Source organism: Stenotrophomonas sp. YJH_SMC_73, from assembly GCF_059370155.1.
The window spans coordinates 577861-589850 of the sequence record NZ_JCAFTJ010000001.1 but is presented as its reverse complement, the minus strand read 5'-3'; the positions used below and the strand labels follow the sequence as shown (position 1 = coordinate 589850).

Here is an 11990-nt window from a genome sequence, read left to right as displayed (position 1 = left end):
GGCGAGGGATCCGACCCGGGATACCGGATCAGCCGCGGCGACTCGCCCACTGCGCCAGCAGTACCGCCGTGGCCGAGGCCACGTTCAGGCTCTCCACCGCGCCGCTGCCGGGAATCGAGACCTGCTGGTCGCACGCTCCCGCCAGGCTGCGGTCCATGCCCTCGCCTTCGGCGCCCATCACATACACCAGGCGGGCCGGCAGCGAGGTGCGGAACACGTCGTCACCGCCCTCCACCAGGGTCGCCGCCAGGCCGAAGCCGGCCGCACGCAGCTGCGTCATCGCCTGGGCGGTCTCCGGCAGCTGCACCAGCGGCACCGCTTCTGCACCGCCCTCGGCCACGCGCGCGGCGGCACCGGACAGCACCAGCGTGCTGCCGGCCGGCAGCAGCAGCGCCTTGGCGCCGAAGTGTGCGGCCGAGCGCAGGATCGCACCGAGGTTGTGCGGGTTGCCCACGCCATCAAGCCACAGCGCCAGCGCCGGGCCGTCGCCGACCTGCTCCAGCCACTGCGCCAGCGGCAGCGCCGGTGCGCGCAGCACATCGGCCACCACGCCTTCGTGGTGGGTGGTGCCGGCAAGCTTGTTCAGATCGCCGTCTTCAACCACGCGATACCCCACGCGGTTGGCCACGCACCACTTCAGCAGCGGCTGCAGGCGCGGAATGCGCGCCTCCAGCAGGTACAGCTTGCGCAGCGCCTGTGGCCGCGCTTCGAACGCGGCCAGCACGGCATTCAGGCCGTACAGGCGCAGCTCGTCGCTGCCACCGCGCCCACCACCGCCCGTGGCCGGCACCTCCGGGCGCGGCAACGGCGTTGCGCGCGGCGGACGGGCGGACGGGCGGCGGTTGTTCCAGGGGTTGTTCACTTACACACTCTCCTGCTTGCGCTGGCGCCAGAAATCGGCGTTCTTGATGCCCAGGGCATCAGGGTCGAACACCGGATCCAGGCCCAGCTTCTTCTGTCGTTCGTAGTCACGCAGGGCCAGCATCGCCGGCTTCTGGATGATGAGGATGGCAATGATGTTCAGCCAGGCCATCAGGCCGACGCCGATGTCACCCAGCGCCCAGGCCAGGGTCGCATTATGGAACGCGCCGAACACCACCATGCCGATGATGCCCAGGCGCAGCACCAGCACGGTCAGCGGGCGCTTCCTGTTGTGGTTCACATAGCTGAGGTTGGTCTCGGCCATGTAGTAGTACGCCATGATGGTGGTGAAGGCGAAGAAGAAGATGGCGATCGACACGAACGCCGAACCCCAGCCCGGCAGCACCGCTTCCACGCCGGCCTGGGCGTAGCCCGCACCTTCGGGAATGCCGGCCAGGCCCTGGAAGATCGGCGGGGCGCCGGCGCCTGCCGCCGAATACACGTTGTAGGTACCACTGGCCAGGATCAGGAACGCGGTGGCGGTGCACACCATCATGGTGTCGAAGTAGATCGCGAAGGCCTGCACGTAGCCCTGCTTGGCCGGGTGCGAGACTTCCGAGGCGGCCGCTGCATGCGGGCCCGAGCCCTGGCCGGCTTCGTTGGCATAGATGCCGCGCTTGATGCCCCACTCCACCGCCAGGCCCATCATCGCGCCGAATGCGGCATGCGTACCGAAGGCACTCTTGAAGATGATGCCGAACATTTCCGGCACGCGGTCGTAGTTGATGATCATGATGATGATGGCCATCAGGATGAAACCGGCGGCCATGAACGGCACCACCACTTCGGCGAAGTTGGCGATGCGCTTGACGCCACCGAAGATCACCACGCCCAGCAGCAGCGCCACCACGATGCCGATGCCCAGCTTCAGCGCCTGCACCGATTCCATGCCGAAGGCCTGGCCATCGAGCGGACCGCACAGCGCGGTGCCACGGCAGGCGTTGATGATGCTGTCGGCAATGGCGTTGGCCTGTACGCCCGGCATCAGGAAGCCGGCGGCGATGATCGTGGCGATGGCGAAGGCCAGCGCGTACCACTTCAGGCCCATGGCCTTTTCGATGTAGTACGCCGGGCCACCGCGGTAGCGGCCTTCGGCGTCCTTGGTCTTGTAGATCTGCGCCAGGGTGCATTCCACATACGACGTGGACGCGCCGAGGAAGCCCATCACCCACATCCAGAAGATCGCACCGGGGCCGCCGAAGGCGATGGCCGTAGCCACGCCGGCGATGTTGCCGATGCCCATGCGGCCGGCCATCGACATGGCCAGGGCCTGGAACGAGGACACGCCGGCGTCGGATTTCTCACCCTTGACGGTGAGGCGGCACATCTCGAAGAAACCACGGATCTGCATGAAGCGCGTGCGCAGGCTGAAGAACAGGCCGGCGCCCAGGCACACGAAGATCAGTGCCTTGCTCCAGATGATGCTGTTGATGAAGTGTACGGTTGCTTCCACGCGCGCTCTCTCCAGTCGGCGGGTTGTAAGGACGTCCCGTCGGCTGGAAGGGACCGGTCGATTCTCCCTGATCGCAGGCCGCTGCGGTAGCGCTGTTTTGTAGAGCCGAGCCCATGCTCGGCTTGGGCCCCCGAGGGCAGCCGAGCATGGGCTCGGCTCTACAACGGCCAGCCCGCGTGTTCACGGCAGCTGGGTGCGTACCCGGGCGAAACGGCGAAGGTCGTGCAGCACGCCGCGCTTGTAGACCGCGCAGCGCTCCACGCCCTCCTCCTGGAAGCCGTTCTTCTCCAGCACCCGCGCCGAGCCGAGGTTGAAGTCGACGACCGTGGCCTGCAGCCTGAACAGGCGCAGCTCGTCCATCACCCACGGTGCGAACAGCCCGACCACACGGGTCATCACGCCGTGCCCCCAATAGGCCTGGCCCAGCCAGTAGCCCAGTTCGGCGGTGTGCCCACGCTCGGCCATGCCCTGCTGGGCAGCGACGCTGCCGCAGGCCTGGCCGTCGATCTCGATGGCCAGATTCAGGGTTCCGGGGGCCAGCACGCGGCCGGCGAGAAAGGCCTCGCCATCGGTGCGCGTGTACGGGTACGGGAAACGGTCGCGCAGGCCGCGCGACACCTCGGGATCGTTGGCGTGGCGCAGCAGCGATTCCAGGTCTTCATTGCGCCAGGGACGCAGTCGGAAACCTTCACCCTGGAGTGGCGGGGTCAGAGCCCTTTCCGTTCCGGAAAGGGATCCGACCCCTGGTCCGACCCCGTCGGTGTGCCGGTCAGGCATGGCCGCCCACCGACGGCGATTCCGCTTCCTGCTTCTCCAGCTCGCGCTTCACCGCTTCCGGCGAACGGGTGTACGGGGCAAGCCGCGCGTAGAACGCCGGCACCACGAACAGCGACAGGAAGGTCGAGAGGGTCACGCCGAAGATGATCACGATGCCGATCGTGCCACGGCTGGCCGAACCGGGACCACCGGCCACCACCAGCGGAATGGCGCCGACCACGGTGGCGATCGAGGTCATCAGGATCGGGCGCAGGCGCACCATCGCCGATTCAATGATCGCCTCGCGCACGCTGCGCCCATCGTCGCGCAGCTGGTTGGCGAATTCGACGATGAGGATGCCGTTCTTCGCGGCCAGGCCAACCAGCATCACGATGCCGATCTGGCTGAACAGGTTCACCGTACCGCCACTCACCCACAACCCGACCAGCGCGCCGAGCACGCCCAGCGGCACGGTCAGCATGATGGTGAGCGGGTGGATGAAGCTCTCGAACTGCGCGGCCAGCACCAGGTAGACCACCAGCAGGGCCATGGCGAAAGTGAGCAGCACGGCGCCACCGGCGCTCTGGTACTCGCGCGATTCACCCTTCCAGTTCACCTGCGCGTACTGCGGCAGCTCTTCCTGGGCCACGTTCTGCGCCCAGGCAATGGCCTCGCCCAGCGGATAGCCCGGCGCCAGGCCGGCACTGATGGTGATCGAGCGCAGGCGGTTGAAGCGGTTCAGGGTGCCGGCCTCGGCCACTTCGCTCAACGTGACCAGGTTGGACAGCGGCACCAGTTCGCCAGAGGTGGCGCGCACGCGGATCGCGGCCAGGTCGGCCGGGCTGGCGCGACCGTCACGTCCGGCCTGCACCAGCACGTCGTACTCCTCGCCGTTGTCGACGAAGGTGGTGACGCGGCGCGAGCCCATCATGGTTTCCAGCGCCGAACCGATCGCGGTGACCGGCACGCCGAGATCGGCCGCACGCTGGCGGTCGATGTTGACCCGCATCTGCGGCCGGGTTTCCTTGTAGTCCGAGTCGGGGCCGACCAGGCCGGGGTTGTCGGCCATGCGCAGCAGGATGCGGTCGCGCCACTGCGCGATCTCCGCGTATTCCGGCCCACCCAGCACGATCTGGAACGGCTGCCCGCCGCTGCGCACCAGGCCGCCACCGACCTGGGTACGCACACGCACGCCGCGGATGGTGTCCAGTTCCTTCTGCAGTTCGTTGGCCACGTCCGGCGTGGCCTCGCTGCGCTGGCGCCACGGCTGCAGGAAGATGCTGACGCGGCCGGTGTGCATTTCCTCGCTGGCACCGAAGCCACCGGGCACGCGCGGGTTGGCACGCACGATCGGCTTGTCCGGGCCGACATGCGGGGCCAGCAGCGCCTCCACCTGCTGCACCTGCTGCACGGTGTAGTCGTAGCCGGCACCTTCCGGGCCGTCGATCATGATCTGGAACGAACCGCGGTCTTCGGCCGGCGCCAGTTCCGAGGGCAGCAGCTTGAGCAGGCCCCAGCTGGCGACCAGCGCGGCCACCATCACCAGCAGGTAGATCCAGGTGCGGTCGACATGGTGATCGAGCACCCGCCCATAGGCACCCGCGAGGCGTTCCAGGTTGCGGTTGATGAAGCCGTGCAGGCCACGTGGCGCCTGCCCGGTGTGCGGCTTGAGCAGCTTGGAGGCCATCATCGGCGTCAGTGTGAGCGCCACGAACGCGGACAACGCCACGGCGGCGGCCAGCGCCACTGCCAGCTCGCGGAACAGGCGCCCGGTGTTGCCTTCCAGGAAGCCGACCGGCAGGAACACTGCCACCAGCACGGCGGTGGTGGCGATCACCGCGAAGGCGACCTGCGCGGTGCCGCGCTTGGAGGCCACCAGCGGTGGCTCACCCAGGTCGATGCGGCGCTGCACGTTCTCCACCACCACGATCGCATCGTCCACCACCAGGCCGATGCACAGCACCAGCGCCAGCAGGGTCAGCAGGTTGATCGAGAAATCGAACGCGTACAGCGCGATGAACGCCGCGACCAGGCAGACCGGCACCGTCACCGCCGGGATCAACGCGGCGCGGAAACTGCCGAGGAACAGCCAGATCACCGCCAGCACCAGGATCATCGCTTCCACCAGCGTGGCGTAGACGCGGTCCACCGCCGCTTCGATGAAGGTGGTGTTGTCGAAGGCGACGAAGATCTGCGTGCCCTTGGGCAGGGTCAGCGCCACCCGCTCGGCTTCAGCGCGCGCGGTACGCGCCACGTCCAGCGAGTTGGCGGTGGAGGTCTTGACGATGCCCAGGCCGATGCCCGGTTCGCCGTTGCTGCGGTAGTACGCGCGGCGTTCGGCCGAGGCCAGCTCGATCTTCGCCACGTCGCCCATGCGCACCACGTAACCGTCGCGGCCCTTGCCCAGCGGGATGGTCGCGAAGTCTTCGGGCTTGATGTAGTTGCGCTCCACGCGCAGTGTGAAATCACGGTCGGTCGACTCGATGCGGCCGGCCGGCAGCTCCACGTTCTCGTTGCGCAGCGCGGTTTCCACGTCGCCGGTGGTCAGCCCGCGTGCGGCCAGCTGGTCCCGGTCCAGCCAGATCCGCATCGCATAGCGCTGGCGGCCGCCGATGCGGACCTGGGCCACGCCATCGAGGCTGGAAAAGCGATCGACCACGTAACGGTCGGCGTAGTCGCTCAGCTCCAGCGTGTCCATGGTCGAGGAGACCATGTTGAACCAGATGATGGGGTCGGCATCGCTTTCGACCTTGGCGATCTCCGGTGGCCGCGCCTCTTCCGGCATGCGGTCGGCCACGCGGCTGACCGCATCGCGCACGTCGTTGGCCGCCGCTTCGATATCGCGGTTGGAGGTGAACTCGATGCTGACCTGCGAGCGGCCGTTGGTGCTGCGCGCATTGATCGTATCGATGCCTTCGATGCCGGCCAGCGCATCTTCCAGCACCTGGGTGATGCGGCTTTCAATGACCGCCGCCGAGGCGCCGGTGTAGTCCACCGAGACCGAGACGATCGGCGGGTCGATGGCCGGCAGTTCGCGCAGGGTCAGGCGGGTGAAGGACATCACGCCCAGCACCAGCAGCAACAGGCTCATCACCACGGCGAACACCGGCCGCTGGATGGAGATGTCGGACAGCTTCATCCGCCGTGGCCCTCGGCCGCGGCCGGCGCAGCGTCTTCAGCGGGCTTTGCACCACTGGCGGGCGCTGCGTCCTTGGCGGCAACCTTCAGGCCCGGACGCAGCTTGCCGGTGCCATCGACCACGATGCGCTGGCCCGCTTCCAGACCCTGCCTGATCTCGACCACGCCGGCACGGCGCGCGCCAGTTACCACGTCCACACGCTCGACGCTGTCGTCAGCCTTGATGCGGTACACGAAGGTATCGCGACCGACCTGCACCACGGCGATTTCCGGAATCACCAGCGCCGGGCGCTCGGGGCGGAACAGGCGTACGTCCAGCAGCATGCCAGGACGCAGCGCATGGTCGCCGTTGGCAAAGTCGGCGCGCACGGTCACGGCACGGGTGGCCGGGTCGATGCGCGCATCGATGGTGCTGACCACGCCCTCGAAGGTGCGGCCCGGCCAGGCCACGCTGGTGGCGCTGACCTTGTCACCGACGCCCAGCGCAGCCAGTTCCACTTCAGGCACCTGGAAATCGATGTGCATGTGCTCGATGTCATCGAGCGTGGCGATGACCGTGGTCGGGGTCACCAGCGAGCCAGGGCTGACCTGGCGGATGCCGAGCACGCCGGCGAACGGCGCGCGCACACGGCGATCACCGATGTCTGCCTGCATCTGCATCACGCGCGCTTCGGCGGCATCGCGGATCGACTTCTGCGTATCCAGCGTGGCGCTGGACACCAGCCGCTGGGCGGCCAGCTCGCGCTGGCGCTTGTACAGCTGATCGGCTTCATGGAAGGTCGCCTGCGCCTGCACCAGTGCGGCCTCCTGGGCCTGCCCACGCAGGGTCACGATCGGCGCACCGGCAGCAATGTGCTGGCCGCTTTCGAAATGCACTTTCTCGACGATCTCACTGACCTTGGCGGTCACGCTGATCGATTCGCGCGCCTTGGCCGTGCCAAGCGCCTGCAGGGTGTCGCTCCACTGACGGGACTGCACGACCTGCGCAGTGACCGGCACCGCTTCTCCCTGCCGACGCGCGGCGGCCTCCTGTTTGCCTGCGCACCCGGCCAGCACGGCCAGGCTGAGGCCAAGGGCCAGGGTCGAAGCGATACGAGCCAACATGAACGGTCCAAATTGATCCACGGCCGCCGAGTGTAGGCAAGTGCCCCTGAAAGCGGTATGTGCCAAGCGTTTACCGGCGTGGAACCAGGGCTGCGATAGCGCCTTGAACCCATTCCGTGCAAGGCTGCCATGGGCAGTGTCGGCGTGTATCGGGGTGTATCCCGTCGTGCACCACCGGGTCAGTCATCGTAGAGTCGAAGCTGCCCGACGGAGGGCGTCGGGCGGGGACGGATCCTGGCGGGGATCCGGCCCCGTTTTTTTACATCCGGCGGATCAATACCGGTAGTTCAGCTTCATCCACACGCTGCGCCCCGGCTCGTTGATGCGCACCGGGTCGGCCGGGAAGCCGAAGTCGGCGCTGCCGGCCAGGTTCAGGTGCTCGCTGTAGGCGCGGTCGAACAGGTTGTCGACGCCTGCGCTGAGCTGCAGCTGCGAACCGAAACGGTACGCCGCGTTGAGCGCGAAGGTGGCAAAGCCCCCGCTCGGCCCGAGATCCTGTGCGACCACGTTGCCCTGGCCATCTGCGACACGGTGCTGGTGGGTCACCGCGCGCAGCAGCGCACCGGCGCTCCAGCGCTGGCCTTCCCAGTTCGCACTCAGGCGCGCTTCCAGCGGCGGCATCTGCGGCAGCGGACGCTGCTGGTCGCGGTTCTCGCCCCAGGCATAGGCCAGCGTGCCACCCAGCTTCCACTGTTCGGCCACGCTCACTTCCAGCCCCGCCTCGGCACCGGCGATGCGCGCATCGACGTTGCTGGCCTGGCTCATCCCCATCGCGCCGCTGCGGTGGTAGGTGAACAGGATGTAGTCCTGGATCTGCCCGGCGTACGCCGAGACCCAGGCCTGCACGCGCGGTCCCTTGTACTGCAGGCCAGCGTCGAGCTGGGTGGTGCGCTCGGGCTGGATGCCGGCAAACGCGTTCACCGCATCGGCCGGGCCGTGGTCGGGCGAGAACAGCTCCCAGTAGTCGGGCATGCGTTCACTGTGGCCGAGGCCGGCGTACCAGGTCAGGCCGTCGGCCAGGTCCTGCTCGTAGCGCAGGAAGCCACTGCCGAGCCATTCCTTGCGACGCTGGCCCGCAGTCGGATTGGGCATGTTGCCCATCATTCCGCGGAGCGACTGCCGCTCGTCGCGCACGCTGGCGCGATCGATGCGCAGGCCGCTGATCCAACGCTGATCGGTGCCGGCGCCGAGGGTCAACTCGGTGAACACGCCATAGCGGCGGAAGTGGGCATCGGTCTCCCACGCCACCTGGCGATAGGTGCCGCGGCCCATGCCCATGCGGCCACGATGGCGGCTGTCTTCGCCGTCCACGCCCGCCACCAGCTGCACGTCCTGCCAGCGCCACTCGGAACTGACCCGGCCGCCCTGGGTACGGCGATCCACGTTCGAGGCCATCGGCATCGGCATCATGCTGTTCGGGTTCGGCGCACGCAGCGTATAGTTGTCCATCACGTGATCGGCCTCGTTGTAGTACACGTTGGCCTGCACCGTGTCCCACGCACCCGGCAGGTTGCGCTTCTCGAAGCGCGCGGCATAGCTGGTGCGTTCGAACGCGGCCCCGTCCATGCCCCGTCCCGCATAGCGTGCGATCGCATCTCCGGCACCGGCAGAAATTTCCAGCAGCGTGTCGGCATCCGGCGTCCAGCCGATCGCCACGTCACCGTTCCACTTGCGCCACTTCGATGGCACCACATCGCCGTGGCCGTCCTTGTAGTCATCGGCTTCGGAACGGTTGCCACTGGCGCGCACATAGCCGGTCGGGTTGCCCAGGGTCAGGTCGAGCACCTGGTCGTTGCGGTTGCGCGAACCGACCAGCGCACTGGCATCGGCACGCAGGCCCGGCTCTTCGAAGCGCGGTGTATCGCGCTCGAAGCGTACGGTGCCAGCCGAGGCACCTGCGCCCCAGCGCACGCTCTGCGGGCCCTTGATGATGGTCAGCCGGTCGAAGCTCTCCGGCGCGATGTAGGACAGCGGATTGTCCATGCGCGACGGGCAGGCACCGATCAGGTTGCCGTCATTGCTGAGGATGTTCAGGCGCGAACCGAACATGCCGCGCAGCACCGGGTCACCGTTGGTGCCGCCGTTGCGGATGGCGGAGAAACCGGGAACGGTCTTCAGGTAATCGGCGCCATCACTGGCGGGTACCGGCTGCCGCGGCAGGCGTGGGTCGGTCACCCAGTGCAGTGGCGAGGACGGTGCGGCAGCGGTGACCACCAGGGTGTCGAGGGTACGCGCCTCTTCGGCGGGCGCGGCATGGGCGAGCGTTGCAGCTGCGGCCAGGCCAAGGGCAACCGGCAGGCGCGCACAGGCGCCCGCGGGGCGGGAAGTCATTTTCATCGGAACAGCTCCAAGGTACGCACGCGCGCACGGCGCCCGGTCAGGCGTCGTGCGGCAGATTCGACAGGGACATCAGCGAACGATGGAGAAAGGCGGCGGCCCACGCGCGGCATGCGCCGGCCAGCACAGCGCGGGCAGCACCTGCCGCGACCAGGGGAACACCAGCCGCGGCCGCCACAACAGCGGCAACAGCAGCACCAGCACGGCCAGCCACGGCAGCAGGCGCATCGCCAGCACGCAGTATTCGCAGGCTTCGCCGTGCATGGCGTGGGGATCGGCCGGTGGGGTCGGATCCGTGTGCCCGGGCAAGGGGCTCTGGCCCGCTACGGCACCATCATGCTGCATGTGCGCGTGGTCCATGCCGGCCATCGCAGCGTGGTCCATCGGCTGCGCATGCAGCGCGCGGCTGACCAGCGGCGCAAGCACCATCAGCAGCGTCGCCAGGACGGCAAGCTGGAGCAGAAGGCGCTGCGGGCGGGACAGCCGGGTCATCCCGCTAGTGTAGAGCCGGGTCCAGGGTTGCCCGTGCGACGAACCGTCGCAGGAGGGGTTTATCGGCAGGGCTGCGCCCTGCACCTGCAGAGGCCACGTCCACGGCAAGAGCCGAAGCAACAGCAAAAGCGGGTTCCTGTGGGTAGGCGGGGTGGGTCCGGTTGCGGGAGACGCCGTAAACCCATCCATGGGGGCTTGGCCGCGGCATCCATGCCGCGGACACTCCCGCAACCGGACCCACCCCGCCTTCGACAGTTTCCTGCGGTCTGTTGGAACGGCTTTGGGGTCAGATCCGTTTTCCGAAGGAAAACGGATCTGACCCCAGATGTATTTCGATATCTGACAGCTTTCATCCACGCATGGCGTGGATCTACCGTGTCGACCAAGGTCGACACCTACCAACAGCCGCGAAGATCTGTCAGAGGTGGGGCGGTGTCGGAGTGCGGGGTGTCAGCCGCATGGATGCGGCTGCCAAGCTTACAGGGACGTACTTGCAGCGTCCCCGCACTCCGACACCGCCCCGCCAACCCACGGAATGCCGCTTCTGCTGTTGCTGTTGCTGTTGCTGTTGCTGTTGCTTGAATGCCGCGGCAGGTGCAGGGCTGCAAGCCCTGCTCGACCAACCCCTCACACCGTGATGGTCTGGGTCAGTGATTCCCAGGTCGGTGGCACCGGCCACGCGGCCGCCTGGTTGCCATCCAGCACCCGCCGCAGGTCGCGGGGATCGATCTGCGGTGCCAGCACATGCACCAGCTCCAGCGCGTAATCACGCAGCACGCGGTCACGCGGCAGCACCGCCCAGGCGATGCACTCGCTGATCGGGTCCGGCGCCGGCCACGACCTCAGGTCTTCATCGTTGGAACTGACCGCCATTTCGGCCAGCAGGCCCACGCCCAGGCCGGTACGCACATAGGTCTTGATCAGATCGGCATCCAGCGCGGTCAGCGCCAGATCCGGCACCAGCCCGTTGGCGGCAAACGCACGCTGCAGCGACGAATTCGGGCGGGTCGAGGATTCGTAGCTGATCAATGGTTGCCGGGCCAGCGCGGCCAGGTCCGGTGCACGCCCGGCGCGGTCCAGCGGGTGGCCCTTGGGCACCACCACCAGGCGTCGCCAGCGGAACAGTGGCACCGCGATGCCATCGGTGGGCTCTCCCCCAGCGGTGCTGATGATGGCGATATCCGCGTCACCCTGGTTCAAGCGATCCAGCGCGTCGGCTTCACCGGCCTGCTGCAGGTGCACGCTGACCTGCGGGTAAGCCTGCTTGATCGCCGCCACCGCCGGCGGCAGCACGAAGCGCGCCTGGGTGTGGGTGGTGGTCAGGATCAGCTGGCCCTGGCTCTCGCGCCGCTGGTTGGCCGCGTAGGTGCGGATGTTGTTGGCCTCGGCCAGCACGGCGCGGGCGCGGGCGATCACCTCGGTCCCGGCCGGGGTGACCGACTCCAGGCTGCGGCCCTTGCGCACGAACAACAGGAAACCCAGCTCGTCCTCCAGCTGCTTGAGCTGCTTGGACAAGCCGGGCTGGGTGGCATGCACGCGCGAGGCGGCCAGCGTGATGTTCAGCTCGGCGTCGGCGATGGCAACCAGGTAGCGCAGCTGGGTCAGCGTCATGGGCAGGCAGGCGGCGTGGGGCGGAGGTCCACTCTAGGGTCAATTGCCGTCACCAGCTTATAACCAAAGGTTGTTTAAGAAAGGTATCTGGTCATTTCCGGGCGTCATATGCCGGCGCTACGGTCAGCCGGCAGCCGCTGGCCTGAACAGCCAGCCCTCCCCCTTCGCCCGCCGAAGC

The 11990-nt window shown here is 67.7% G+C and carries 8 protein-coding genes; all 8 read right to left on the bottom strand.

Annotated elements, in window-relative coordinates; all coding sequences use genetic code 11:
- Positions 1-28 precede the first annotated feature (28 nt).
- On the bottom strand, positions 29-862 hold the full coding sequence (locus AC5P8R_RS02610; RefSeq protein ID WP_478441833.1) for a TrmH family RNA methyltransferase: 834 nt from the start codon (positions 860-862) through the stop codon (positions 29-31).
- Complete coding sequence (locus AC5P8R_RS02605) at positions 863-2374, bottom strand: alanine/glycine:cation symporter family protein (protein ID WP_495222967.1); 1512 nt, start codon at positions 2372-2374, stop codon at positions 863-865.
- Between the two features lie 180 nt (positions 2375-2554).
- Positions 2555-3151: a GNAT family N-acetyltransferase gene (locus AC5P8R_RS02600; protein WP_495222966.1), complete on the bottom strand. Its 597-nt coding sequence runs from the start codon at positions 3149-3151 to the stop codon at positions 2555-2557.
- Positions 3144-6269, bottom strand: coding sequence for an efflux RND transporter permease subunit (locus AC5P8R_RS02595; RefSeq protein ID WP_014648225.1), 3126 nt, complete (start codon positions 6267-6269; stop codon positions 3144-3146). The genes AC5P8R_RS02600 and AC5P8R_RS02595 overlap by 8 nt, the downstream gene beginning before the upstream one ends.
- Positions 6266-7372 carry an efflux RND transporter periplasmic adaptor subunit gene (locus tag AC5P8R_RS02590; RefSeq protein WP_032957171.1) on the bottom strand — a complete coding sequence of 369 codons (1107 nt, stop codon included), beginning with the start codon at positions 7370-7372 and terminating at the stop codon, positions 6266-6268. The genes AC5P8R_RS02595 and AC5P8R_RS02590 overlap by 4 nt, the downstream gene beginning before the upstream one ends.
- Before the next feature lie 273 nt (positions 7373-7645).
- Positions 7646-9709: a TonB-dependent copper receptor gene (locus AC5P8R_RS02585; RefSeq protein ID WP_495222965.1), complete on the bottom strand. Its 2064-nt coding sequence runs from the start codon at positions 9707-9709 to the stop codon at positions 7646-7648.
- Between the two features lie 72 nt (positions 9710-9781).
- On the bottom strand, positions 9782-10201 hold the full coding sequence (locus AC5P8R_RS02580) for a DUF2946 family protein (RefSeq protein WP_495222964.1): 420 nt from the start codon (positions 10199-10201) through the stop codon (positions 9782-9784).
- Between the two features lie 627 nt (positions 10202-10828).
- Positions 10829-11812, bottom strand: coding sequence for a LysR family transcriptional regulator (locus tag AC5P8R_RS02575; RefSeq protein ID WP_010481448.1), 984 nt, complete (start codon positions 11810-11812; stop codon positions 10829-10831).
- Between the last annotated feature and the right edge of the window lie 178 nt (positions 11813-11990).

Coding starts and splice junctions, on each gene's coding strand:
- AC5P8R_RS02600 (WP_495222966.1), bottom strand. CDS start 3,151: ATGCCTGACCGGCACACCGACGGGGTCGGACCAGGGGTCGGATCCCTT.
- AC5P8R_RS02585 (WP_495222965.1), bottom strand. CDS start 9,709: ATGAAAATGACTTCCCGCCCCGCGGGCGCCTGTGCGCGCCTGCCGGTT.
- AC5P8R_RS02590 (WP_032957171.1), bottom strand. CDS start 7,372: ATGTTGGCTCGTATCGCTTCGACCCTGGCCCTTGGCCTCAGCCTGGCC.
- AC5P8R_RS02580 (WP_495222964.1), bottom strand. CDS start 10,201: ATGACCCGGCTGTCCCGCCCGCAGCGCCTTCTGCTCCAGCTTGCCGTC.
- AC5P8R_RS02595 (WP_014648225.1), bottom strand. CDS start 6,269: ATGAAGCTGTCCGACATCTCCATCCAGCGGCCGGTGTTCGCCGTGGTG.
- AC5P8R_RS02575 (WP_010481448.1), bottom strand. CDS start 11,812: ATGACGCTGACCCAGCTGCGCTACCTGGTTGCCATCGCCGACGCCGAG.